The organism is Streptomyces sp. NPDC001020 (genome assembly GCF_053599115.1).
The window spans coordinates 1-24023 of the sequence record NZ_JBSFLQ010000068.1 but is presented as its reverse complement, the minus strand read 5'-3'; the positions used below and the strand labels follow the sequence as shown (position 1 = coordinate 24023).

Sequence of the window (24023 nt, the reverse complement as noted above, 5' to 3'; positions counted from 1 at the left end):
CCCTATCGTCAAGGTCATGTTCGCTGCCTACGCCGCCCGCATCGACCGCGACCACCCCCTCACCGGCCTTGAGTTGGGAGAGCGCCCGGCTCGACGCACGCCCCAGCTCCTGGAAAGCCACCGCGGCCCTCCTCGCGGCACTGGCCGTCCTCACCCAGCCCGACCAGAGACAGATGCGGCAGCCGTTCGAGCACGACGCCCCCGTCCCCCTCGACTACGCGGCCGCGGCCCATGTCGTCGCGCAGAACTACCTGCCCGGCGACGCCGTCGTCTACGACCGCGAGAACACCTGGAAGCTCGACAGCGGAGTGCAGTACTACCTGCCGCGTGGCCTGAAGATGCGCGACGTGTTCCTGACCAGGACCCCAGCCGCGATCAACGACATTTACCCGCCCCAGTGCCCTGTCCCGCTCCTGTGCCTCAAGGAAGAGAAGCGCATCTGGCTGCTGACCCAGGGCGACGACCCCGATCCCCTCAGCGCCATCAACCAGGACCAGGCGAACGCTTTGCGCACCCGGTACAAGGTGTCCATGAACGAATCGGTGACGGGGATGACGGTCACTCTGCTCGTAGCCAGGGGAACGGCTAGGGCATGAAGAGTCCGGGACGGCGGTACCGGAAACCGGCCGGCCTGAATGACAAGGCCGCAGCCTTGATGCGTACATCCGGGTGGTCTGCCCGCCCCAAGTGCCTGCCGCACGGCGGCGTCACAGAGACAGCCTCGTAACGTCGGCGCATATCCAACCGTCCTTCACTATTCCGCGAGATGTGACAAATTGAAACGTAAGAGTTTGTGGGCAGGGCTCGCCGGAACGGCGGCGGTTGCCACCGGCGTGACCATCTGGGCCGTTCAGTCCCCTTCGGCCACGCCCCCGGAATCCAAGGGTGCGTCAGCCACCCGGAACACCCGGGAAACGAACGCGCTTTTGCAGACTGCGCTTCAGCAACAGCAGCACCAGGACTCCTCCGAGGCCGCCCATACCTACCGGCGCGTGCTGGAACTGGATCCTCACAACAAGCTGGCCTGGTACGGCCTGGGGGTCATCGCACAGCAGGACGGCAAGCGGTTCGAGGCCCGCGCGGACTACGACAAGGCCCTGAAGATCGATCCGTCATTCATGTCGGCTCTCTTCAGCGAGGCGATTCTGCTGAAGTCGAGCGATCCCGACCGAGCCGTGGAACTCCTGAAGCGTGCCGCTGCCGCTCAGCCGAAAGCAGCCCCGATCCATATGCAACTCGGGCTCCTCCTGACGGAGAGGGGCCGCGACGAGGAGGCCGAGGAGGAGTTCCGTCGCGGCGTCGCGGCCGATCCCCGGCTCCTTTCTCAAGTGCCGGAAAGATTCCGGGATTCCGTACGTCCCTCGCCGACGGCGAGCTGGACAGGAAACCCCCGATGACACCGACGCCGAGGTTCTCGGTCTTCACCCCCAGCCACCGTCCCCGTTTCCTCGATGAGTGCCTGGCGACCCTCCAGGCGCAGACCTGTTCGGACTGGGAGTGGATCGTCCTGCTCAACAACGGCGCCCGGTGGCGGCCGGAGCGACCCGACGACAGGATCCGCGTGGAGATCGCGGACGACGTCCACGGCGTGGGAGCGGCCAAGCGCAGGGCCTGTGAACTGGCGCGCGGCGAGATTCTCGTGGAACTCGACCACGACGATCTCCTGGCGAAGGCCTGCCTGGCGGAACTCGGCAAGGCCTTCGACGAGCACCCCGAGGCAGTCTTCGTCTACAGCGACACCGCGCAGATCACCGAGGACGGGAAACGGGACGACAGCCGCTTCGACGAGGCCTGCGGATGGCGGTACGAGGAGGTGAACGTCGACGGCCGCACGCTGCTTCAGGTCAAGTGCATGGCTCCGACGCCGCACAACGTCGCCTACATCTGGTACGCGCCCAACCATGTGCGGGCGTTCCGCAGGAGCAGCTACGAGAAGGCCGGCGGGTACGACGCCGCCCGTACCGTGCTCGACGACCAGGACCTGATGTGCCGTCTGTTCCATGTCGGCGACTTCCACCACATCCCCCGCTGCCTGTACCTGCAGCGGATGCATCCCGGGAACACACAGCGCGCCCCGGAGACCAACGCACGCATCCAGCGCGAAACGGTCGCCCTGTACGACAAGTACATCGAGGCCAACGCCCTCGCATGGGTCCAGAGGAGGGGACTGCTCGCGCTGGACCTCGGCGCGGCCGACCGGAAGCCGCCCGGCTACCTGGGCGTGGACCGGCGCCCCGGAAAGGGCGTCGACATCGTCGCGACCCTGCCGGGGAGGCTGGATCTGCCCGACGGCTCGGTGGGCCTGATCCGGGCGGTGGACTTCCTCGAGTACGTGCCGGAGAAGGTGCCGTTGCTCAACGAGCTGTACCGGCTGCTGGCACCCGGCGGCATGCTCCTCACCCTGACGCCCAGCTCCGACGGCCGCGGCGCGGACGAGGACCCGACCCGCGTCGCCCACTACAACGAGAACTCGTTCTCGGTGTACACCGACAACCAGTACCGCGCCTACATGCCCGACATCGAGGCCAGGTTCCAGAGCTCGCGGCTGGTCACCTATTTCCCGACCGAGTGGCACTCCAAGAACGATATCTCCTATGTGGTCGCCAACCTCATCGCGATGAAGGAGGGGGCCGAGCGGTGCGGCGGAGTCCTGCTGGTCTAGGCCCAGCTCGCCCTCAGCTCAACCGACGGCCGCGGCTCGTTCGCGGGCCGCGGCGGCCAGAGCGGCGAAAGCGGGCGTGTCCAGGGCCGTGGTCAGCTGGTCCTCCCACCGCGGGAGGGGCACGAGTCCGGCCCGCAACCAGTTGCCGTGGCCGAGTACGCCGAACGCCGGGCGGGCGGCCGGACGCGGAAACCTCTCCGAGCCGACCGGGCGGATCCGCTCCGGGTCGAGGCCGCTGAGCCGGAAGGCCTCGCGCGCCAGGCCGTACCACGTGGTGTGACCGGTCGCCGTGCCGTGGTAGACGCCTGCCGGTGCCCGCCCGGCCAGCGCGGCCCGGCCGAGAACGGCCAGTCGGCGGGCGAGCGCACGGGACCAGGTCGGCTGGCCGTGCTGGTCGGCCACCACGTCCAGGGTCCTGCGCCGGGCGGCGAGTTCGAGCATGGTGGCCACGAAGTTGGAACCGTGCGCGCCGTAGAGCCAGGCGGTGCGCACGATGTAGCCGGTGCGCGGCAGCAGTTCGACGACGGCCCGCTCCCCCGCCAGTTTGCTTCGCCCGTAGGCGTTGACGGGACCCGTCGGTGCCTCTTCGGGGTACGGCTGCCGGGCGTCGCCCGGGAACACGTAGTCGGTGGAGACGTGCAGCAGGACTGCGTCGCTGTCCGCGCAGGCACGGGCGAGGTGGCGAACCCCGGTTCCGTTCACTGCGGTTGCCGCCGTCTCCGCTCGCTCGGCGCCGTCGACGTCCGTCCACGCCGCGCAGTTGACGACCACTCGGTAACCGGGGACGGCCGCGTGCACGGCTGCCGGGTCGGTGATGTCGAGCTGGTCACGGCTCAGTTCCGTCACCACGGCGTCCGGGTCGGCGGCGAGCTCCACCAGCATGTCCCGGCCGAGGAGCCCGCGTGCGCCGGTCACCAGCCAGCTCGTGGTCATCGCAGCTCGGCCCTGTCCCGCAGCGGCTCCCACCAGGAGCGGTGCGCGCGGTACCAGGCGACAGTGGCGGCCAGGCCCTGCGTGAAGGACACCTGCGGGGCGTAACCGAGCTGCTCGCGGATCTTGCTGTCGTCCAGCGAGTAGCGCAGGTCGTGGCCCTTGCGGTCGGCCACGTACTCAACCTGGTCCCAGTCCGCGCCGACTGCGTCCAGCAGCAGGCCGGTGAGCTTGTGGTTGCTCAGCTCGGTCCCGCCGCCGATGTGGTAGACCTCCCCGGCCCTGCCGCCGTTCAGGACCAGGTCGATGCCCCGGCAGTGGTCAAAGACGTGCACCCAGTCGCGGATGTTGCGGCCGTCTCCGTACAGGGGGACCGTCCTCCCGTCGATCAGGTGGGTGATGAAGAGCGGGATGACCTTCTCGGGGAACTGGTACGGCCCGTAGTTGTTGGAGCACCGGGTGACGACGACGTCCAGGCCGTGGGTGCGGTGGTAGGCGAGTGCCAGCAGGTCGGAACCGGCCTTCGACGCGGAGTACGGGGAGTTCGGCGCCAGTGGTGACGCCTCGGTCCAGGAGCCTTCGCCGATCGATCCGTACACCTCGTCGGTGGACACGTGGACGAAGCGGCCGACGCCGTGCCGGTGGGCCGCGTCCAGGAGCACCTGGGTGCCCATCATATTGGTACGGACGAAAGGGGCGGCCCCGTCGATCGACCGGTCCACATGCGACTCGGCCGCGAAGTGCACCACCGCGTCCTGGCCCGCCATCACCTGGTCGACCACGTCCGGGTCGCAGATGTCGCCCCGCACGAAGGTGTGGCCCGGGTATTGCGCCACCGGCGCCAGACTGGCTTCGACCCCCGAGTAAGTGAGTTTGTCGAGCACGGTGATCCGTGCCGCCGGATCCGATGTCAGACGCCGGCGGACGTATTCCGAACCGATGAATCCGGCACCGCCGGTGACAAGAATGCGCATGGTTCCCCGAGTTCATGAGTCGGCGCATTCCTTGATGCCGCAGGGAGGCGGAATGCGGACGGTGCCCGCGAGGCCGAAGCCCCGGGGCACCGTCATGCGTTCCAGGTGCAGCGGACAGCCCGTACCGAGCCGCCGCTCGGGTGGGAGTTACGAGATGTGGACGCAGTCTACGAAGGCTTCGACCGTGGTGTTGCCGTCATGGGTCACCTGCCACCCATTGACTCCGGCAGCGACGACAACCGGCTGGCTCTGGGTGAAGGGCGAGCCGGTCTCGCCCAAGAAGCCACCGCCCGTGGTTTGATCGCCGGCGTTGCACACGGCGGTCGCCGTATGAGTTCCGAAAGCGGTGTTGACGTAGAAGCTCACCGTGGTGCCCGTCGCACCCGTCGCACCCGTGGCGCCCGTGGCGCCCGTGGCGCCCGTCGCACCCGTCGCACCCGTGGCGCCCGTCGCACCCGCACCCGTCGCGCCCGTCGCACCGGTCGCACCCGTCGCACCGGTCGCACCCGTCGCACCCGTCGCACCCGTGGCGCCCGTCGCACCCGTCGCGCCCGCACCCGTCGCGCCCGTCGCACCGGTCGCACCCGTCGCGCCCGTCGCACCGGTGGCGCCCTTCCTGCCCCTCTCGCCCTTCTCGCCCTTCTCGCCCTTCTGACCGCGCGGCCCGTGGTCACGGCCACCACCGACCGCGGCCCGGACGGCGCCGTTCGGGCCGGGCAGCACCGCAGCGCCATCGCCGCTGGACCTGTGGATCGCGTCGGCGATGGCCGTCGTGGTCGGGGCGATGTTGAGCGCTACGGCAAGCGCGCCCGCCGACACCAGAGTGGCGGACTTCACGCGTGAACTTCGGAACGTTCTACGGCTCACAGAGAATCTTCCTCACGAACTTGGAGGGATCGGACCGCAAGCGCGTACACTCGGTGCGTTTCATTCGCATGCGTGTCACGGCGCCTTCGGCTATGAACAGGGCCAGTTTTCACTTCCGGCGATTGAATGATTACGATTCGGTCCGTGTCATAGAAGAAGATCACCCGAGCGGCCCCAATGCGCTTTCTTCGCGCCTCCCCTCTGCCTTTACGGGCGGACAGGAGCGGGTCAAATCAGGCGCCGTTCACGATATTTCTGCGATACGCGGTGCAGTCCTCGAAAGAAGGCAGCAGACCTGTGCGCTCGGCTTCCTTCAACGTGGGCGCCGCGGCGTCCTTGTCGGATAGGAGCGGTGCGAGGTGTTCGGGCCAGGCAATCGCCAACATGGGGTCCAGTGGGTTGATCCCGTGCTCGCGCCGTGGCGCGTATCCCTGCGAACACAGGTAGACGACGGTGGAGTTGTCCTCCAGCGCCATGAAGGCGTGCCCCAGCCCTTCCGAGAGGTAGACGCAGCGGTGCGTCGTGTCGTCGAGCCGCACCGCCTCCCATGCCCCAAAGCTCGGGGAGCCGGTGCGGACATCGACCACCACGTCGAGGACAGCGCCGCTGAAGCAGGTCACGTACTTGGCCTGACCCGGCGGGACCGACGCGAAGTGGATCCCCCGAAGAGCGCCGCGAACGGATCGGGAGCAGTTGGCCTGCTCGAGCCGGAGCCCCTGGCCGATGGAATCGTGGAACCAGTCGCTCTTGAACCACTCGTGGAATCGGCCCCTGCCGTCCGTGAACACCGTGGGCGTGTCCACCCAGGCCCCTTCGATGCCAAGTGGTCTCACGTGGCTGCTTCCTTCCCCTGTTCGGCTCTTGTCGCCGGTTGATCCCTCCGTTTCTTCGGGACGGCCACCACGGGACTTTAGGCTCGGCTTTCACCGGATTGGTTGCCTGCGTATACGAAAGGAGAAGGAAACCGGACTACATGTGGGGAACCCTCCAACAGCCCCAGCAGATAGTGCCCGTATCCGCTCTTGAGCAGCGGCTGGGCCAGCTCCCGGAGCCGGTCGTCGTCGATCAGGCCGGCCCTCCAGACCGCCTCCTCGACACAGCCGACTTTGCAGCCCTGGCGCTCCTCGACCACCCGGACGAATTCCGAGGCCTGAACCAGCGACGTGAAGGTTCCGGTGTCCAGCCATGCCGTGCCCCGGTCGAGCCGGGTGACCTGCAGCGCCCCGGCTTCCAGATAGACGCGGTTGAGGTCGGTGATCTCCAACTCGCCCCGGGCGCTGGGCCGTAGGCCGCGGGCGATGTCCACGACGTGGTTGTCGTAGAAGTACAGTCCGGGCACGACGTACCGGGACCTCGGCCGGGCCGGTTTCTCCTCGATGGACAGCGCCCGACCCAGTTCGTCGAACTCCACCACGCCATAGGCCGAGGGGTTGGCGACCTGGTAGGCGAATACGCTGCCGCCCTTCGGATCGCCGTGGCGGGCCAGCCGTGTGCCGAGGCCGCTCCCGTGGAAGATGTTGTCGCCCAGGATCAGCGTGACCGACTGACCCTCGATGAAGTCGGCCCCCAGCACGAATGCTTGAGCAATGCCCTCAGCGCGTTCTTGTGCCATGTATTCAAGACGCAGACCCAGTTGGCTTCCGTCGCCGAGCAACCGGCGGAACTGGCACTGGTCTTCGGGGTTGGTGATGACCAGAATCTCCCGGACGCCGGCCATCACGAGCGTGGAGAGCGGGTAATACACCATGGGCTTGTCGAAGACCGGCAGCAGTTGCTTCGACACCGAGCGGGTCAACGGCCACAGTCGCGAGCCGGTGCCCCCGGCCAGCAGAATTCCGCGCATGGCATCACGATAGATGCATTGTTCGTGAATACAGCCGCTTTACACGGGTGACGGCATGTGCGGGATATGTCTGATTCAGGCCCTGCTGGAAACAGGGCCGGTCCCCGTACTCTGTTGTACGGGGACCGGCCCTGTCCGTGTGCTGTCACCGCGGCCGGCCGTGACGATCGCAGGTCAGGGCAAGTCGGACCGGCCGCGGGGTTCTCGGGGAGCTCAGCCCAGGCGCCGCACCAGCGCGCGGTACTCGTCCCACAGCTCCTTCGGCGTGTGGTCGCCGAAGGTGTTGAGGTGCTCGGGGACCAGTGCGGCCTCCTCGCGCCACACGTCCTTGTCGACGGTGAGCAGGAAGTCCAGGTCGGACTCCGACAGCTCCAGGCCGTCCGTGTCCAGGGCCTGCTTGGTCGGCAGAACACCGATCGGGGTCTCGACGCCCTCGGCCTTGCCGTCCAGGCGCTCGACGATCCACTTCAGGACGCGGCTGTTCTCACCGAAGCCGGGCCAGACGAACTTGCCCTCGTCGTTCTTGCGGAACCAGTTGACGTAGTAGATCTTCGGCAGCTTGGACTGGTCCTTGTCCTTGGCCACGTCGATCCAGTGGGCCATGTAGTCGCCCATGTTGTAGCCGCAGAAGGGCAGCATGGCGAACGGGTCGCGGCGCAGCTCGCCGACCTTGCCCTCGGCCGCGGCGGTCTTCTCGCTCGCCACGTTGGCGCCGAGGAAGACACCGTGGTTCCAGTCGAAGGACTCGGTCACCAGCGGGACCGCGCTGGCGCGGCGGCCACCGAAGAGGATCGCCGAGATCGGCACACCCTTCGGGTCCTCCCACTCGGGGGCGATGATCGGGCACTGCGAGGCGGGCGTGGTGAAGCGGGCGTTGGGGTGGGCGGCCGGGGTCTCGGACTCCGGCGTCCAGTCGTTGCCCTTCCAGTCGATGAGGTGGGCCGGGGTCTCCTTCGTCATGCCCTCCCACCACACGTCGCCGTCATCGGTGAGGGCGACGTTGGTGAAGACCGAGTTGCCCCACAGCGTCTTCATCGCGTTGGCGTTGGTGTGCTCTCCGGTGCCGGGCGCGACGCCGAAGAAGCCGGCCTCGGGGTTGATCGCGTACAGCCGACCGTCCTCACCGAACCGCATCCACGCGATGTCGTCACCGATCGTCTCGACCGTCCAGCCGGAGATCGTCGGCTCCAGCATGGCGAGGTTGGTCTTGCCGCACGCGCTCGGGAAGGCCGCGGCGACGTACTTCGCCTCGCCCTGCGGGGGCGTGAGCTTGAGGATCAGCATGTGCTCGGCGAGCCAGCCCTCGTCGCGCGCCATGACGGAGGCGATGCGCAGGGCGTAGCACTTCTTGCCGAGCAGCGCGTTGCCGCCGTAGCCGGAGCCGTACGACCAGATCTCGCGGGCCTCGGGGAAGTGCGAGATGTACTTGGTCGAGTTGCAGGGCCACGGGACGTCCTCCTGCCCCTCCGCCAGCGGGGCGCCCACGGTGTGGACGGCCTTCACGAAGAAGCCGTCTTCGCCGAGCTCGTCCAGGACGGCCTGCCCCATGCGCGTCATGGTGCGCATGGACACCGCGACGTAGGCGGAGTCGGTGATCTCGACGCCGAGCGCGGAGAGCGGAGAGCCCAGCGGACCCATGCAGAACGGGACGACGTACATCGTGCGGCCCTTCATGGAGCCACGGAAGATGCCGTCCTGCCCGTCCTTGCCCTGGAAGATCTCCCGCATCTCGGCGGGGGCCTTCCAGTGGTTGGTCGGGCCCGCGTCCTCCTCCTTCTCGGAGCAGATGAACGTCCGGTCCTCGACCCGGGCGACGTCGGTCGGGTCCGAGGCGGCGTAGTAGGAGTTGGGGCGCTTGACCGGGTCGAGCTTCTTGAAGGTGCCCTTGCGGACGAGCTCCTCGGAAAGGCGCTCGTATTCGGCCTCGGATCCGTCACACCAGACCACGCTGTCCGGCTGCGTCAGTTCTGCGATCTCGTTGACCCACGAGATCAGTTCCTTGTGCTGGGTGAGGACGGTGGAGGGAGCCGCGATGTCGCGCGCCACGATTGCTCCTAGATGAGGGGTTTTCTGTTGATTGCCCCGTGGGGGCCGCGACCCGGATGCTTCGTAGCCGCTCATCCGGTGCCGACTACTCTCATTTGATCATCCGCCGAAAACGCCCATCTGTCCAGAGGAGCGCACACCTGAGCAACGTGAGGATCGCCACGTAACCAGGCGATTCTTTGCGTTCGGGGTGGACCTCGACCGAAGATCTTCCTGGGCTTCCACCACTCCCGCATACAGGTGACGGGTCGGCCATTACCAACCGGCCCCCCTGATCCGCAACTTACGGTCCCGTAGGTACCATGCCCCGCATGACTGCGTCCGTCCCCGACGCGCCCATGGACTCGCCGGCAGCCGGCCGCGGTCCCGTCGCGCTCTCGCTGCCCCATCCGGTCAAGCCGAAGCTCCGCGGCTGGTTGCACCTCGGGATGTTTCCCGCCGTACTCGTCGCGGGCCTGACACTCACCGCCCTCGCCAACTCGACCCGTGGACGCGTCGCCTGCGGCATCTACGTCCTGACGGCCTGTCTGCTCTTCGGTGTCAGTGCGCTCTACCATCGCGGCAACTGGAGTCCGCGCATGGACGGAGTGCTGCGCCGGCTCGACCACGCGAACATCTTCCTGATCATCGCAGGCACCTACACACCGCTGACACTCCTGCTCCTGCCGAGCGCGAAGGGGCAGTGGCTTCTGTGGGGCATCTGGGGCGCGGCGGCGGCCGGCATAGTCTTCCGGGTCTTCTGGGTCGGCGCCCCACGCTGGCTCTACACCCCCTGCTACATCGCGATGGGCTGGGCGGCCGTCTTCTTCCTCCCCGACTTCATGCGCTCGGGCGGGATCGCCGTACTCGTGCTCGTCATCGTCGGGGGCGTGCTCTACAGCGCGGGCGGCGTCATCTACGGCATCAAGCGCCCGAACCCGTCACCGCGCTGGTTCGGCTTCCACGAGGTCTTCCACTCCTTCACGCTGGCGGCGTTCGTCGTGCACTACGTGGGGATCTTCCTGGTTGCGTACCAGCACGCATAGACCCGCCTCCACTCCTTCCTGGCCACGGCTGAAACCGTGGCCATTTTTCTTGCCCGAAAGCCACCCGCCATTGACACTCTCACGCTTTTGATAGCTACTGGCATTTCATGGCTACTGTCACTCAACATGACGATGCGCGGCGGGACCCCGGCATCATCTCCGCCGCCTCCGCGCTCGGCCTGCCGCTCGGACCGATCACCGGTGGCTGGCTGCTCGACCACTTTTGGTGGGGCTCGGTGTTCCTGATCAACGTGCCGATGGCCGCGATCGGCATCGCCGCCTGTGTCTTCCTGCTCCCCGAATCCCTCCCCCACTCTCAACAAGGTTCGAGCGGGGGACCCCCACCCCGTCCTCCCCGAAGGTCGACACCGTCTCCACGGCGCTCACCGCCACGGGGCTCGGCAGCCTGATCTTCCCGATCATCGAGGCCCCGCACCGCGGCTGGGGCGACCCGCTGATCCTGGGCCTCTTCGCCGCCGCCGTGCTGCTCACCCTGCTCGTCCTGAGCGATCGCCGCAGTGTCCGCCCGATGCTGGACCTCTCCCTGCTCACCCGGCGTGGCTTCCTGCTCAACACGCTGGCCGCGACCCTCGTGATGTTCGTGCTGTCCGGACTGACGTTCGTGGTGCCGCAGTATCTGCAGGCCGTACTCGGACACGACGCGTTCGCCACGGGTGTGCGGTTGCTGCCGATGATGGGCGGGCTGCTGGTCGCCGCACGGGGTACGGCACCGGTCGTCGCGAAGTTCGGAGCGCGCGCGGTGATCAGCTCCGGGCTGGTCGTGCTCGCCTTCGCCGGGTTCCTCGGCAGTCGTACGAGCGTCCACGACGGGTACGGCTTCACGGCGCTGTGGCTGTCGGTCGCGGGCCTCGGGTTCGGTTTCGCGGTGGTCCCGGCCATGGACGCCGCGCTGGGCACGCTGCCCCCCGACCGGGCCGGCGGCGGATCCGGGCTGATCAGTACCGTCCGCCAGGTGGGCAGTGCCGTCGGCATCGCCCTGTTCGGCTCGCTGCCGGCGAGCGCATACACCAGCCGTCTCGACACGTCCGCACTGCCGCACGCGGCGGCGCGGGCCGCCTCCGACTCGGTGGTCGGCGCGCATGTGGTCTCCGCACAGCTCGGCGACCGGGCCCTGGCCGCGTCCACGAACGCCGCATTCGTCCGCGGCATGAATCTGATCCTGCTGGTCAGCGGCGTCGCGGCGCTGATCACCGCGCTGCTGGCCGCGGCGCTCCTGCCGAGCGGGGAACCCGTACGGATCCGTTCCGGGGAGAACCCCGAGATAGCGGTGCCCCCTGGGAATGTCCGACAATGATGACCATGGCCGCCACCGCACACCGCTCGACTTCCGCCGACGAACCCCGTCTGGGGCTGCGCGAGCGGAAGAAGATCAAGACCCGTATGGCGATCCGGAAGGCGACGTACCGGCTGGTCCAGGAGCAGGGGTACGACGCCACCACCATCGAGCAGATCGCGGAGGCGGCCGAGGTCTCCCCCTCCACGGTGTTCCGGTACTTCCCCACGAAGGAAGACATCGTCGTCACCGACGAGTACGACCCGCTCATGGAGGAGGAACTGCGTACGCGCCCCGCGGACGAGCCCCTGCTGGCGTCCCTGCGGTACGTGATGAACAGCGCCATCGAGCGGAGCGCGTCGGGCGAGTACGAGACGCCCGAGGAGATGCGGCTGCGCATCCGTCTGATGGCGGAGGTGCCCGCGGTCCGCGCCCGGATGATCGAGGGCATGGCCTCGACCGGCCAGGCGATGTGCCGGGTGGTCGCCGAACGCACCGGGCGCGACCCGGGCGACCTTGAGGTACGTGTGTACTGCATGGGCGTCGTCGGCGCCCTCGTGGAAGCCTCCCGGTACTGGATCGAGCACGCACAACAGGGAGACATGAGCGCATACGTCCAGCGCGCGCTCGACGTACTGGAGCACGGTCTCGAGCCGCGGAATTCCGACGCCCCCTGACCCGCCGCCGTGCCATCCTGACCACGTGAACGGACCCGAGATCCACGTCGAGTTCGCCCCCGAGCTGGGGCTCTTCATCCCGCACGGGCGGCGCGGGCACGCCACGAAGGTCGTCACCGACGGGGCCTCCACGCTCGGCCATGTCGTCGAGTCGCTGGGTGTGCCGCTGACCGAGGTGGGGGCGCTCGTCGTGGACGGCCGCGTGTCGGCCACCTCCCATGTGCCGGCCGACGGCGAGACCGTCGAGGTGCGCGCCGTCGAGCGCCCCCAGCAGGTGCCCGGCGCCCCGCTCCGCTTCCTCCTGGACGTCCACCTCGGCACTCTGGCCCGGCGGCTGCGGCTGCTCGGCGTGGACACGGCGTACGAGTCCACCGACATCGGTGACGCGGCGCTCGCCGCCCGCTCGGCCGCCGAGCGGCGCGTGATGCTCAGCCGCGACCGCGGACTGCTGCACCGCCGGGAGCTGTGGGCGGGCGCGTTCGTGTACAGCACCCGGCCCGAGGAGCAGCTCCGGGACGTGCTCGACCGGTTCGCGCCTGAGTTGAAGCCGTGGACCCGGTGCACCGCCTGCAACGGGCTGCTCCGCGACGCGACCAAGGACGAGGTCGCCGACCAGCTCGAACACGGCACGCGCCGCACCTACGACGTCTTCGCACAGTGCCGTGAGTGCGGTCGCGCCTACTGGAAGGGCGCACACCACGACAAGCTGGAGGCGATCGTGGAGCGCGCCCTCGCACGGGAAACGGGCAGCGGCTGACGCTCCTTCACACCGTCCGGGGCAAGACCTCTCAGCCGCTCAGCGCCCGGCGAAGCCCATCCGGATCCGTGGTCGGGGCGTCACAGGTGAAGTGACGGCAGACGTACGCGGCCGCCGCACCTTCGACCAGCGGCCGGTCGGCGAGGAGCGGCAGTTCACCACCCTCCGGAGTGCCCGCGGCCACGACCGCGCCCGGAGCGGTGGCCAGAAGTGCCGTTCGGTGCAAGGCGCTTGTGGCGGGATCGTCCAGGGAAGGACCGACGATCGCGACCTCGCGCGGACCGTCGAGAAGCGCCTCCGCGACGGCGAGGCCCCAGCCGATGAAGCGGGGCACGCGCGGCCCGAGCGCCCTGACGACACCCAACGCCCGCTCCGCCGCCGTGCGATGCGGTTCGGAGCCGGTCTGGGCGGCGTACGACAGGAGCGCGCCGGCAGCGGCGGTCCAACCGGACGGGGTGGCGTTGTCGGTGGGGTCCTGGGGGCGACGGATCAGCTTCTCCGCGTCGGCGGCGGTGTCGTACAACGCTCCGCTGTCATCGGTGAACTGCGCGAGCACATGGTCGAGCAGCAATCCGGCGAACTCCAGCCAGACGCCCTCACCGGTGACCGAGGCGAGCGCGAGGAAGCCCTCGGCCACATCGGCGTAGTCCTCCAGCACGCCCACGTTGGCGCCCACCTGGCCGTCCTTCGACGTACGGACGAGACGGGCGTGCTCGTCCATGTGCAGTCGTACGAGGAGGTCGGCGGCGGCGATCGCGGCGTCCACGAGATCGGGGCGCTCGAAGTACGCGCCGGTCTCGGCGAGGGCGGCGATCGCGAGGCCGTTCCAGGCTGCGACCACCTTGTCGTCACGGCCGGGGGCGGGACGGCCGGAGCGTGCCTCGGTGAGACGGCACCTGATCGACTCGATCTTCTCGGCGTCGAACATGCCGTCCTGTTGCGGGAGTTGGAGGACGGAACTGCCGTGCTCGAAGGTGCCTTCCTCGGTGACGCCGAAGTAGTGGGCGGCGAGTTCGGCGTCTTCGGTTCCCAGGACCTCCGTCAACCGACGGGGCGTCCATACGTAGTACGCGCCCTCGACATGCTTCCCCGGACCTTCTCCGGGGGCACCGCCGTCACGCGGTACTTCCTCTTCACTGTCCGCGTCGAGCGCCGAGGCGAAACCGCCCTCGACGGTGCCCAGTTCACGCACCATGAAGTCGGCCGTCTCGAGCGCCACACGACGGGCGAGCTCGGAGCCGGTGGCCCGCCACAGATGGGCGTACACACGACACAGCAGCGCGTTGTCGTACAGCATCTTCTCGAAGTGCGGCACGACCCAGTCACGGTCGACCGAGTAGCGTGCGAAACCGCCGCCGAGCTGGTCGTAGATGCCGCCGCGCGCCATACGCTCACAGGTGTCCTGCGCCATCTGGAGGGCACCCTCGGAACCGGTGCGGGCATGGTGGCGCAGCAGGAACTCCAGGACCATGGACGGCGGGAACTTGGGGGCGCCGCCGAAGCCGCCGCGTTGCGGGTCGTACTCGCGGGTGAGGCCGAGGAGGGCCTGGGCGAGCTCCTCCTCTCCGGGAGGCCGTGTACCACCGTGTGTGATCTCGCGTGCCGTGAGATCACGGACGATCTTCCCGGCGACCTCCGTCACCTCGTCCCGGCGGTCGGCCCAGGCGCGGTGGACGCCTTCGAGGACCTGGCGGAAGCCGGGCATGCCGTGGCGCGGGGCGGGCGGGAAGTACGTGCCGAAATAGAAGGGTTCGGCCTGCGGGGTGAGGAAGACGGTCATGGGCCAGCCGCCCTGGCCGGTGGCCGCCTGGACGGCCTCCATGTAGACGGCGTCGACGTCGGGCCGCTCCTCGCGGTCGACCTTGACGCTCACGAAGTGCTCGTTCTGGAAGGCGGCGACGGCTTCGTCCTCGAAGGACTCGTGGGCCATGACATGACACCAGTGGCAACTGCTGTAGCCGACGCTCAGCAGGACGGGCACGTTCCGCCGGCTCGCCTCCTCGAAGGCCCCGGCCGACCAGGGCCACCAGTCGACGGGGTTGTCGGCGTGCTGGAGCAGGTACGGGGACGTCTCATGGGCGAGTCGGTTCGGCATACGTCCATCCTTGCCCATGCCTCCCCCGGGTGCAGCAGACACGGCGTCGAGGGCTGCGGCGCAGGCGCTGGATGCGTGCCGCCTGCTGCCGGAACGCGTGCTCGGCCTGGCCTGTGTCCGTTCCTGGGGGGTGCGACCCAGGTTCGATCGCCGGTCCCGTGCAACCCTTCGGCGGCGACGGGAGTCTCCTGGGGGAACGCGTGTTCTCCATGGTTCAGCCATCCACATCAGCCGCTTCACACAGAGGACTCCATGCACCACGCTTCTTCCGGCCGCCGCGCCCTCCGCCAGACCGCCGGTGCCGTCGGCGTCCTGGCCCTGACGGCGCTGGGTGCCGCGCCCGCCCACGCCGCAGACTCGGGACCCAATCTGGTGCTGAGCAAGATCGCCCCGATCGACGGGGTGAAGCCCGGCAGCGAGTTCAGCGTGCCGACCTCCTTCACCAACACGGGCACCGCAGCGGTCGACAAGGTCTGGATGGGGGTCAACGCCACCCGCGGCCTCAGCCTCACCGAAGTGCCCTCCAACTGCACGTACGGCGAGTACGGTCCCGGTGCCGACGACGAACTGCCGGGCGGCTCGGGCATGCTCTGCGAGTTCGACCAGACGGTGAAACCCGGTGTCGTCTACGCGCCCGAAAGGACACTGACCCTGAAGGCGACCGACCACGCCTTGTACGACGAGCTGAGTGTGACGGTCTGGAGGGACGAACCCGTTTCGGAGGTGCCCCCCTCCGAGCCGGTATGGGGCACCGGGCCCGCGCTGAAGCTGGTCGAGCGGCCCGACGACACCCCGGCCGCCCCGGGCTCCTCCCCGAACTACGGCTCGGATGGGAAGAGCGCGGTGGTGACGGCCAAGAACACGGCCGACTTCCAGGTGACGGGCGCCCAACTGAAGGGCAAGGTCGGCGACACGGTCCCGCTGGTGGTGAAGTTCACCAACGCCGGACCCGGCTGGGTCTACGAGGTGATGGGCGGCCCGCCGACCCACGTCCGCGTCACGGTGCCGGCCGGTACGTCGGTCATCAAGACCCCCGGGTGCAAGAGCCTGGGGTCGGGGACGTACGACTGCAGCACCCGTGACGCATGGGTCAACGAGCACGACGGGGAGACCTACGAGTTCAAACTGAAGATCAACAAGGCGGTGCCGGGGGCCAAGGGCTCGGTGGCGCTCGCGGGGGACCGGCCCTTCGACCCGATCGAGTCGAACGACACGGCGGACATCCTGCTCGACGTCGAAGGTGACGGCGCCACGGGCGGCGGCGGCTCGACGCCCGCTCCCGAAGGCTCCGCGACGCCCACCCCTGAAGGCTCCCCGACACCCACGCCTGAAGGCTCCGAGACGGCCTCCACCGGCGGTTCCGGCTCGACGTCCGGTTCCGGGGACGGCACCACGGGCGGCAGCGGCTCGACGGGCACCTCGGGCTCCTCCTCCACCGGCGGTGACCTGGCGAACACCGGCTCCGGCTCGACACTGCCCCTCACGGCCACCGCTGCCGGGGCCGTGATCCTCGGCGCGGGCGCCGTCCTGGTGGCACGCCGACGCGCCGCACCGCAGCGGTAACGTCGCCGGTTCGGGCGGGGCGGGCGTGAGCCCGCCCCGCCGCTCGCCGCACGGTCACGCTCGGATCTTCTCGTCAATCTCCCGCGGATAGGTGTCCACTGCTGGTGCCTACCCTGTCAACGCAGGTCAGGTCCTCCTGCGTTCGTGAGTTCACCGACACCGGTGAAAGTGAAAGCTGCTGCGGCCGACGCTCAGCAGGTACGGGGACGTCTCATGGCCGAGTCGGTTCACCGTTCCGCTCTTCCACGGTTTCGGGGACCGCGTAGAACCGAAGGCTGACCGGGCGCGCCCCCTCGGGGGCACCCTCGCGCGGGTGGCCGTACCGCTCCAGGAGCGCACGGTACTCGCCCACGAAGTCCAGCAGCTCCTCCCTGGTCATCCAGGTGCCGGCCCGCATGACCTGGGCCCACCCCTCGGGGCCCCGGTACTCCTTGTGGGCGCGGTGGAAGAGGGCGGTATCCACGTCGATCTTGAGCCTCGCCAGATGTTCGGCGGCGGCGTACTCCTCGGGGGCCATCGTCGCCGGGTCAGGGGCAGTGTGCTGGAAGGGCAGAGCCCGCCACCAGCGCTCCCGGCCGCCCGACTTCTCAGGAATCTCTTCGATGAGGCGCTGCTCGGCGAGCTTGCGCAGGTGGTAGCTGGTCGTGCCGGAACTCTCACCGAGCTCCTTGGCGAGGACTGTCGAGTTCGCCTCGCCGCGCCGACCCAGGTACTCGAGGATCCGGCGGCGCAACGGGTTGCCGAGGGACTTGTAGAGCGCGGTGCGCTCCAGGCTGGTCAGTTCTTGCTCCGGCATGACCACCACGGTACCCGTCACCCGCCCGGTTCGCAGAGAAAATTCTGCAGAATTTGCTTTGCAGAAATTCTTCTGCGGTCTAGGGTGGGGGCATGCGAACGATCGAGACTCAGAACCGGTCGGGCGTCGCCGCCGTGCGGCGCTGGACCCTGGTGGCGCTGGGTGCGGCCGCCGTGGGCCTCGTGCCCTGGATGGTCCTGCTGGCCCGCACGCTCCCGGCCAGCCCGGAGGTGCGGAACTGGCAGGTGGCGTGGGTAGGTCTGGACGTCCTGCTGGCAGCGGGCTGCGCGGCCACGGCGATGCTTGGACTCCGCGGTCACGGGTATGCGCGGCTGACGGCCTCGGCGACGGCTGCGGTCGCGGTACTGGACGCGTGGTTCGACATAACCACCTCGCTGCCGGGGGCGGATCTTCTCCAGGCCTTCGCGCGCTCGGTGGCTGAGGCGGCCTTGGCGGGGGCATGTGTGTTCCTGGCAGTGTCGAAATGGGCGGGAAGCATGCGATGCGGGTGACAGCGGCGGCGCCGTGATCGTCGGCCTCCTCGTACTTGCTCCCCTCTCCAACGGCACTGCAGGAAAACGGAGTTGATGCCGGAGGGGGGACGTGAAATGCGGGACGGTCATCGGGCGGAGGCTGAGCAGCTACTGGCACGGGCCGTGGAGGAGGAGGTGCGCCGCTCGGGCGGCCGCACCGACGGGGCCACGCTTTTGTCGCGGGCACGCGGAGCGCTCGACGCCATGGCGCAGACGGCCGAGGAAGAGTACAAGGCGTACACCCACGCCCTCGACGAAGCGGAGGCCGGCCGGCTGACCTTCGGGCAACGGTATGCGCAAGAGGGTTCCGGAACTCCCCTGCTGGTGGCGGCGGTTGCCGCTGTCACCGCCTGCGTGGCGGACCTCGCGCTGGGTACGGGCACGGGAACGGCACTCGGCGCGGGAGGCACGGTCGGTGTCATGGGCGCCGCCGCCACTGTGGTGAAGGTGGCCGCCTCCCATCTGCCGGCGGCCAGCCGACGGGCCGGCGCGCTCGGTCAGCCCGGTGGCCCCGAACAACTGCGCCTGCAGTGGCTGACCGCCCTGGAGGTGCGCGGCATCCGCCCCTTCCTCGACCAGCAGCGGGTGATCACCTCCTCCTCGGCCCAGAAGAGGACCCCACCCCGGCTGCGCCGCACCGACAAGAGCGCGGCGGCCCGCAGGCGCACCGTACTGGAGCAGTCCTTCGGCCACCTCCCCGCTCCCGACGACCTGTTCGCGGGGAGACGGCAGGAGCTGGGGCGGATCCGGCAATGGGTACAGGCGGCCCGCGCGAGCGCAGAGACCGAACCGACCGTGGTCGTCCTTTACGGCTCACCGGGCTCGGGGCGCACGACGCTCGCGATCCGGGCCGCACACGACCTCAGGGACCAGTTCCGCGGGGCGTGCGTAGTGGACCTGCGCGGCAACAGCGCTGAGGAACCCCCGCTGTCCACGCGCGACGCCCTGCTCCATCTGCTCAACCGACTCGGCGCGCCCCGCGAGCAGCTCCTGTTCCGCGAGCGCTCGGCATCGGACCAGCACGTCAAGCGGCTGAGCGAGCTGTACCACCAGCACCTGACCGGCCTTGCGGTCACGATCGTGCTCGACGACGCCTCGGACCCCGAACAGATCCGCGCCCTCGTGCCCGAGCGCTCCGAGAGCCTCGTCCTCGTCACCGCCCGGGAACCCCTCGAGCTTCCTGGGGACCTGCCCGCGCGGGTGCACCAGCTCCCGGTCGAGGCGCTGGACGCGGCGGGCGCGGAGGAACTGCTCAATGCGGCGGCCCAGGACGACTCGGGGCCGTACGACGCGGAGTCCGCCGACCGCACCCGCCAGTTGTGCGGCGGCCTGCCGCTCGCCCTGCGCGTGGCGGGCTCGTCCCTCGGTCCGCGCACCTCGAGCCAACTGGCCACCGACCTCGGTGCGTACGGCCCGGTGGATCCCGTGGAGCGCGCCCTGTGGCTGCGCTACACGGACATGCCCGAAGCGGCCCGGTGCCTGCTGCGCCGGCTCGCGCTGGCGGGGCGGACGTCGCTGGGGGCGGCCGCCGCGGCGGCCCTGCTGGCCACGGACGAGCAGGAGGCGACCCGGCATCTGCGGACGCTGGCCCGCGCGGGCCTGATCGACCATGTGCGCGGCAGCCGCTATCGACTGCACGATCTCGTCCGTGCCTTCGCCCAGGCCCGGCTCGCGGACGAGGAGGAGCCGGCCGCGCGCACGGCGGCGCACGAGCGTCTGATCGTGAACTACGCGGAACTGGCGGACTCGGTGCTGCGCCTGGTGGACGGCAACATGTCCACGCGCTCGGACCGCTTCGGCCCGCACGGCTTCACCTCCCTGGACGCGGCGCTGCGCTGGCTGGACGACGAGTCCAGCTTCATCACCGCCGCGCTGCGGCACACGGAGGGCGTCGACCAGTCGGCGGTACTGAACCTCCTGGGCGCCCTGTGCGACTACTGCCTGCTGCGCGGCGACCTCTACCGACTGGGCGAGATCAGCGAGCTGACACAGGCCGTCGACCAGGGCCTGCTGATGCGATCGGTGCAGTGGCGTACGGGCATCGCGGCCCGCCAGCTGGGCGAGCTGGACAAGGCGCGGACGACGCTGGCCTCGGTGGTGGACCTCTACCTGGAGGCGCACCAGGACGCGGGCGCGGCCAGGGCGCTGTGTTCCCTCGGGATCACCCTGCACCACCAGGGCAACCTCACCGAGGCGGCGGCCAGGCTCCAGGAGGCGATGGACCTCCAGAGCTCCCCCGAGCTGGCGGCGGACCGCGCATGGACGATGCACGCGCTGGCGGCGGTGCAGCGCGACCGTGCGCGGCTGGCCCAGGCGCTGGACCTGCTCACCGACGCCCTGGTCCTGCACCGGGAGAACGAGTCGGTACACGGTGAGGCCTGGGCCCATTTCCAGCTGGGCCAGCTCGCCCTGCGCATGGGCGACATACCGCGTGCGGAGACCGAACTGCGTACGGCGCTGGACCTGTACACCCGTACCCGCGACGCGCGTGGCGAGGCCTGGGCACTGACCCAGCTGGCGCGTACCCGCCTGGTCGCCGGTGACGCGTCCATGGCGGCCGACGCCCTGCGCCAGGCGGCCGGGCGCCACCGCGAGAACGAGGACGCCCGGGGCGAGGCCTGGACGGTCTACTACCTGGGCCAGGCCCTGGAGGACACGGGTGACCTGGACCAGGCGGTGCGCGAGCTGGAACGCTCCCGCACGATGTTCTCCAGGATGCGCGACGCGTACGGCCTGGCCTGCGCTCGCCATCATTCGGGCCGTGTGACCCGGGACCAACGGGCGGCGCGCACAGGCTCGTTGCGTAACTCCGGCTTCGCCCGCCAGCTCCTGGTGGACGCGACGGCCGACTTCCAGCGCATCGGCGTGGCGCACGGCCAGGCCTGGACGTGCCTGGAGCTGGCGGTGGTGGACGCGGGAAACGCCCGCACCCAGCAGGCGCTGGCGCTGTGCGACGAGGCGGTGGACCTGTTCACGTCGTACGGCGACCGCAGGGGCGAGGAGTGGGCCCGCTTCCTGCGCTGCACCCTCCTGCCCTATGCCTCCCCGGGCGGCACGGAGGTGGGCACGGCGGTGGCCCAGGAGGAACTGGCCCAGCTGGCCCGCACGAGCCATCCGACGAGGGACGAGAAGCTGGACGACTACCTGGGGGCATATCGGCTGCTACTGGAGCGGGGCGTGAGCCTGGAGGACGGCTGGCAGGCCTGGCGGCTGGGGATGGTGCCGGTACGGCACGCCCGGGAGGTGATGGGGGTGGTGGTGGCCCGAAGCTGACCGGCCACCGTTCTCAGGCGCTCCCGGCAGACGGCACACCAACGAGCGGGGCAGCACCCGTCACGGGTGCCGCCCCGCCGGGGCAGCCCTCAGCCGCGCTGGGGCCTGGGCGCGCTCCCGGGCGCACCCGAACCCTTCTTCCCGGCCTCCTCGCCGGAGCCGGCGTCCTCCTGGAAGTCAACCTTCCGCATGTGCTTGCTCATGGACTTCATCAGCCCCCACACCGCCACGGCCATCACAGCGAAGATGATGAAGCCGAGGACACCAGGGGTGACCTTGTTCTGATCCACCTCGGCGAGGGGGACCAGAGACGTCACTGCCAGGCTCACGCTTGCGCTCATGTCAGGCATTGTCTCTCAGGAGATGCGGATGCCTGCAAAGAGGTCGTCCTCCGGCAGCGAGGTGTCCACGAGCGACTTCGCCAGCTCGTACTCCTCGGTCGGCCAGACCTCCTTCTGCAGCTCCATCGGGACACGGAACCAGCCGCCGTCGGGGTCGATCTGCGTGGCGTGCGCGATCAGCGCCTTGTCGCGGATCTCGAAGAAGTCCGCGCACGGGATGTGAGTGGTCAGCGTGCGCTCGGTGCGCTCGAACTCGTCCCATCGCTTCAGCCAGTCCCCGTAGGGCGACTCCAGACCCCGCTCGAGCATCGCGTTGTGCAGCGCCTCGGTGCGCGGACGGTTGAAGCCCTGGTTGTAGTAGAGCTTCAGCGGCTGCCACGCCAGGCCGAACTCCACCTCCGGGTACTTCTCGGTGTCCGCCGCCCCCTCGAACGCCACCATCGAGATCTTGTGGGTCATGATGTGGTCGGGGTGCGGATAACCGCCGTTCTCGTCGTAGGTGGTGATCGCCTGCGGGCGGAACGCGCGAATCTTGCGGACCAGCTCGCCGGCCGCCTTGTCGACGTCCTCCAGCGCGAAGCAGCCCTCGGGGAGCGGGGGCAGCGGGTCGCCCTCCGGCAGGCCGGAGTCGACGAAGCCGAGCCACTCCTGCTTCACGCCCAGGATCTCCCGGGCCTCGTCCATCTCCTTCTTGCGCACCTCGTGGATGTGCTCCTCGACGTACTTGTCACCCTGAAGCTTGGGGTTGAGGATGGAGCCGCGTTCTCCGCCCGTGCAGGTCACCACCAGCACGTCCACCCCCTCGGACACGTACTTCGCCATGGTGGCCGCGCCCTTGCTCGACTCGTCGTCGGGGTGAGCGTGCACGGCCATCAGTCGCAGTTGGTCAGTCAAGACTCGATCCTCAGTAAGTCGGCAACGACGCCCGGTGTGATTCGGTGCATTGGGCGGCTTCTATAGTGACCGAATCGGGGTGCGAAAAATTCCGGGCCCGGTCCCCGGGCGCCCCCTTCGGGACACGCCCGTCCCGCCCCTGCCGAGAGGACGATCATGACGACGGCGAGTACGCGGCTGCCCGAGGGTCGCTACGGGCGCTCCGCGGACGCGCGCGCCGACCGCACGCTCAAGATCGTCGGCAGTGTGCTGGGGGTGGCTCTGCTCGCCCTCGTCGGCTGGTTCGCGTACCACTATGTCGGGCAAAGCAAGATCAGCGCCGAGGTCATCACCTTCGAGACCTCACCGAACGTGGTCAAGGCCCACTTGGAGGTACGCAAGGACGCGGGCACCTCCGGCTACTGCACCCTGCGCTCCCAGGCGGCGAACGGCGCCGAGGTGGGCCGCGCGGACTTCCGGTTCGACGGGCACACCAGCCGCATCGACAAGGTCGTCACGCTGCGTACGACGGCCCCGGGTACCACGGCGGAGCTGCTCGGCTGCCACGCGGACTGACGTCATTCTTGTCACGTACGACCCTGACCTGCTCTGACGTAATTCTTGTGGCTTATGTCCTCCCCCTTCTGCCGCTGAATTGTTAGGCTCGTGGTTTCGCCCACCCGTGAAGGAACATTCTTCTGGGTAGGGCGATGCTTTGTATTCCAAGTACCGACGAGGAGCACCTGTGACCCAGACCAGCGAGAACGTCACCTGGCTGACCCAGGAGGCGTACAACCAGCTCAAGGCCGAGCTGGAGTACCTTTCTGGTCCTGCGCGCTCGGAGATCGCCGCCAAGATCGCGGCTGCGCGTGAGGAGGGCGACCTGCGTGAGAACGGCGGGTACCACGCGGCCAAGGAGGAGCAGGGCAAGCAGGAGCTCCGTGTGCGCCAGCTGACCCAGCTCCTGGAGAACGCCAAGGTGGGTGAGGCTCCTGCGGCCGACGGCGTGGTGGCACCCGGCATGGTCGTCACCATCGCCTTCGACGGTGACGAGGACGACACCCTGACCTTCCTGCTCGCGTCCCGCGAGTACGCCAGCTCGGACATCGAGACCTACTCGCCGCAGTCCCCCCTGGGCACGGGCGTGAACGGCAAGAAGGTCGGCGAGGACGCCGACTACGAATTGCCGAACGGCAAGAAGGCCATGGTGAAGATCCTGAAGGCGGAGCCCTACCAGGGCTGAACCGTCACGACGCCTTCGACGATGCCCTCGGCGCCCTCGCTGCGCCGAGGGCATCGTCACACCCTGGCAGGCATCCCGCGGGCCGGAGACGACCCGGGAGACTCCCGGCGACACGGGAAAAGCCCCCTCCATTTCGCCTTGAGTTCTAGTGGTCGTCGCAACACCCCAGCTCAAGGGGTGCGATGGAGTTCGAGATCCGCAAGGACAGACGCGGCGGGGGCGGTCGTCGGC

Annotated in this window: 21 protein-coding genes and 1 pseudogene; 12 read left to right on the top strand and 10 right to left on the bottom strand. The window is 69.0% G+C overall.

Annotated features, from left to right (window positions below):
* The 3 genes from ACWDEX_RS35620 to ACWDEX_RS35610 all read left to right on the top strand — a co-directional run.
* Window positions 1–596: hypothetical protein (locus ACWDEX_RS35620; protein ID WP_450468609.1), on the top strand; the 596-nt coding region annotated here is incomplete at its 5' end.
* Window positions 597–926: 330 nt separating this feature from the next.
* On the top strand, window positions 927–1397 hold the full coding sequence (locus ACWDEX_RS35615) for a tetratricopeptide repeat protein (protein WP_450468608.1): 471 nt from the start codon (window positions 927–929) through the stop codon (window positions 1395–1397).
* The gene (locus ACWDEX_RS35610; protein ID WP_450468607.1) at window positions 1394–2662 is read left to right on the top strand and encodes a glycosyltransferase; all 1269 of its coding nucleotides are present in this window, start codon (window positions 1394–1396) and stop codon (window positions 2660–2662) included. The genes ACWDEX_RS35615 and ACWDEX_RS35610 overlap by 4 nt, the downstream gene beginning before the upstream one ends.
* An 18-nt stretch (window positions 2663–2680) precedes the next feature.
* Here ACWDEX_RS35610 and rfbD read toward each other — a convergent pair whose 3' ends face one another.
* From rfbD to ACWDEX_RS35580, 6 genes are all read right to left on the bottom strand, one after another.
* Window positions 2681–3595 (bottom strand): dTDP-4-dehydrorhamnose reductase, encoded by a 915-nt coding sequence (gene rfbD, locus ACWDEX_RS35605; protein ID WP_450468606.1) that lies wholly within the window; start codon window positions 3593–3595, stop codon window positions 2681–2683.
* Entirely contained in the window at window positions 3592–4566 is a 975-nt protein-coding gene (gene rfbB, locus ACWDEX_RS35600; RefSeq protein WP_450468605.1) for a dTDP-glucose 4,6-dehydratase, read from the bottom strand. The genes rfbD and rfbB overlap by 4 nt, the downstream gene beginning before the upstream one ends.
* A 147-nt stretch (window positions 4567–4713) precedes the next feature.
* Window positions 4714–5403 carry a hypothetical protein gene (locus ACWDEX_RS35595; protein ID WP_450468604.1) on the bottom strand — a complete coding sequence of 230 codons (690 nt, stop codon included), beginning with the start codon at window positions 5401–5403 and terminating at the stop codon, window positions 4714–4716.
* A 263-nt stretch (window positions 5404–5666) separates the two neighbouring features.
* Window positions 5667–6266: a dTDP-4-dehydrorhamnose 3,5-epimerase family protein gene (locus ACWDEX_RS35590; protein ID WP_450468603.1), complete on the bottom strand. Its 600-nt coding sequence runs from the start codon at window positions 6264–6266 to the stop codon at window positions 5667–5669.
* A gap of 77 nt (window positions 6267–6343) precedes the next feature.
* Window positions 6344–7276 carry a glucose-1-phosphate thymidylyltransferase RfbA gene (gene rfbA, locus ACWDEX_RS35585; RefSeq protein ID WP_450468602.1) on the bottom strand — a complete coding sequence of 311 codons (933 nt, stop codon included), beginning with the start codon at window positions 7274–7276 and terminating at the stop codon, window positions 6344–6346.
* A 213-nt stretch (window positions 7277–7489) separates the two neighbouring features.
* A complete protein-coding gene (locus ACWDEX_RS35580) occupies window positions 7490–9322 on the bottom strand; it encodes a phosphoenolpyruvate carboxykinase (GTP) (protein WP_450468601.1) in 1833 nt (610 codons plus the stop codon).
* Window positions 9323–9633: 311 nt separating this feature from the next.
* Here ACWDEX_RS35580 and trhA point away from each other — a divergent pair, with 311 nt between their 5' ends.
* The 4 genes and pseudogenes from trhA to ACWDEX_RS35560 all read left to right on the top strand — a co-directional run bounded on the left by trhA (window position 9634) and on the right by ACWDEX_RS35560 (window position 13075).
* On the top strand, window positions 9634–10347 hold the full coding sequence (gene trhA / locus ACWDEX_RS35575; RefSeq protein WP_450468600.1) for a PAQR family membrane homeostasis protein TrhA: 714 nt from the start codon (window positions 9634–9636) through the stop codon (window positions 10345–10347).
* Between the two features lie 149 nt (window positions 10348–10496).
* Window positions 10497–11662 (top strand): annotated as a pseudogene (locus tag ACWDEX_RS35570) (MFS transporter); the annotation flags it as partial.
* On the top strand, window positions 11659–12318 hold the full coding sequence (locus ACWDEX_RS35565; protein WP_450468599.1) for a TetR/AcrR family transcriptional regulator: 660 nt from the start codon (window positions 11659–11661) through the stop codon (window positions 12316–12318). The pseudogene ACWDEX_RS35570 and the gene ACWDEX_RS35565, both read left to right, overlap by 4 nt.
* A gap of 25 nt (window positions 12319–12343) precedes the next feature.
* Window positions 12344–13075 (top strand): Mut7-C RNAse domain-containing protein, encoded by a 732-nt coding sequence (locus ACWDEX_RS35560; RefSeq protein WP_450468598.1) that lies wholly within the window; start codon window positions 12344–12346, stop codon window positions 13073–13075.
* Between the two features lie 31 nt (window positions 13076–13106).
* On the opposite strand, the gene ACWDEX_RS35555 is transcribed toward ACWDEX_RS35560, so the two are convergent.
* Window positions 13107–15170, bottom strand: coding sequence for a thioredoxin domain-containing protein (locus tag ACWDEX_RS35555; protein WP_450468597.1), 2064 nt, complete (start codon window positions 15168–15170; stop codon window positions 13107–13109).
* Between the two features lie 252 nt (window positions 15171–15422).
* Between ACWDEX_RS35555 and ACWDEX_RS35550 the strand changes: the two genes are divergently transcribed.
* On the top strand, window positions 15423–16733 hold the full coding sequence (locus tag ACWDEX_RS35550) for a hypothetical protein (RefSeq protein ID WP_450468596.1): 1311 nt from the start codon (window positions 15423–15425) through the stop codon (window positions 16731–16733).
* Window positions 16734–16944: 211 nt separating this feature from the next.
* On the opposite strand, the gene ACWDEX_RS35545 is transcribed toward ACWDEX_RS35550, so the two are convergent.
* The gene (locus tag ACWDEX_RS35545) at window positions 16945–17529 is read right to left on the bottom strand and encodes an ArsR/SmtB family transcription factor (protein WP_450468595.1); all 585 of its coding nucleotides are present in this window, start codon (window positions 17527–17529) and stop codon (window positions 16945–16947) included.
* Between the two features lie 92 nt (window positions 17530–17621).
* On the opposite strand from ACWDEX_RS35545, the gene ACWDEX_RS35540 reads away from it, so the two are divergent.
* Both ACWDEX_RS35540 and ACWDEX_RS35535 read left to right on the top strand, forming a co-directional pair.
* Window positions 17622–18041 carry a hypothetical protein gene (locus ACWDEX_RS35540; RefSeq protein WP_450468594.1) on the top strand — a complete coding sequence of 140 codons (420 nt, stop codon included), beginning with the start codon at window positions 17622–17624 and terminating at the stop codon, window positions 18039–18041.
* A gap of 96 nt (window positions 18042–18137) precedes the next feature.
* Complete coding sequence (locus ACWDEX_RS35535) at window positions 18138–21335, top strand: tetratricopeptide repeat protein (protein ID WP_450468593.1); 3198 nt, start codon at window positions 18138–18140, stop codon at window positions 21333–21335.
* An 89-nt stretch (window positions 21336–21424) separates the two neighbouring features.
* Here the strand turns inward: ACWDEX_RS35535 and ACWDEX_RS35530 are convergent, their stop codons facing one another.
* Window positions 21425–21685, bottom strand: a complete 261-nt coding sequence (locus ACWDEX_RS35530) for a hypothetical protein (protein ID WP_450468592.1) — start codon at window positions 21683–21685, stop codon at window positions 21425–21427.
* 6 nt (window positions 21686–21691) lie between these two features.
* Window positions 21692–22570 carry a mycothiol conjugate amidase Mca gene (mca, locus tag ACWDEX_RS35525; protein ID WP_450468591.1) on the bottom strand — a complete coding sequence of 293 codons (879 nt, stop codon included), beginning with the start codon at window positions 22568–22570 and terminating at the stop codon, window positions 21692–21694.
* Between the two features lie 156 nt (window positions 22571–22726).
* On the opposite strand from mca, the gene ACWDEX_RS35520 reads away from it, so the two are divergent.
* A complete protein-coding gene (locus tag ACWDEX_RS35520; protein WP_450468590.1) occupies window positions 22727–23125 on the top strand; it encodes a DUF4307 domain-containing protein in 399 nt (132 codons plus the stop codon).
* 169 nt (window positions 23126–23294) lie between these two features.
* Complete coding sequence (greA, locus tag ACWDEX_RS35515) at window positions 23295–23792, top strand: transcription elongation factor GreA (protein ID WP_450468589.1); 498 nt, start codon at window positions 23295–23297, stop codon at window positions 23790–23792.
* Window positions 23793–24023: the final 231 nt, after the last annotated feature.

Coding starts and splice junctions, on each gene's coding strand:
- ACWDEX_RS35520 (WP_450468590.1), top strand. CDS start 22,727: ATGACGACGGCGAGTACGCGGCTGCCCGAGGGTCGCTACGGGCGCTCC.
- rfbD (WP_450468606.1), bottom strand. CDS start 3,595: ATGACCACGAGCTGGCTGGTGACCGGCGCACGCGGGCTCCTCGGCCGG.
- rfbA (WP_450468602.1), bottom strand. CDS start 7,276: ATGCGCGGAATTCTGCTGGCCGGGGGCACCGGCTCGCGACTGTGGCCG.
- trhA (WP_450468600.1), top strand. CDS start 9,634: ATGACTGCGTCCGTCCCCGACGCGCCCATGGACTCGCCGGCAGCCGGC.
- ACWDEX_RS35545 (WP_450468595.1), bottom strand. CDS start 17,529: ATGCCGGAGCAAGAACTGACCAGCCTGGAGCGCACCGCGCTCTACAAG.
- ACWDEX_RS35555 (WP_450468597.1), bottom strand. CDS start 15,170: ATGCCGAACCGACTCGCCCATGAGACGTCCCCGTACCTGCTCCAGCAC.
- ACWDEX_RS35610 (WP_450468607.1), top strand. CDS start 1,394: ATGACACCGACGCCGAGGTTCTCGGTCTTCACCCCCAGCCACCGTCCC.
- ACWDEX_RS35535 (WP_450468593.1), top strand. CDS start 18,138: ATGCGGGACGGTCATCGGGCGGAGGCTGAGCAGCTACTGGCACGGGCC.
- rfbB (WP_450468605.1), bottom strand. CDS start 4,566: ATGCGCATTCTTGTCACCGGCGGTGCCGGATTCATCGGTTCGGAATAC.
- ACWDEX_RS35540 (WP_450468594.1), top strand. CDS start 17,622: ATGCGAACGATCGAGACTCAGAACCGGTCGGGCGTCGCCGCCGTGCGG.
- ACWDEX_RS35565 (WP_450468599.1), top strand. CDS start 11,659: ATGATGACCATGGCCGCCACCGCACACCGCTCGACTTCCGCCGACGAA.
- ACWDEX_RS35550 (WP_450468596.1), top strand. CDS start 15,423: ATGCACCACGCTTCTTCCGGCCGCCGCGCCCTCCGCCAGACCGCCGGT.
- ACWDEX_RS35530 (WP_450468592.1), bottom strand. CDS start 21,685: ATGCCTGACATGAGCGCAAGCGTGAGCCTGGCAGTGACGTCTCTGGTC.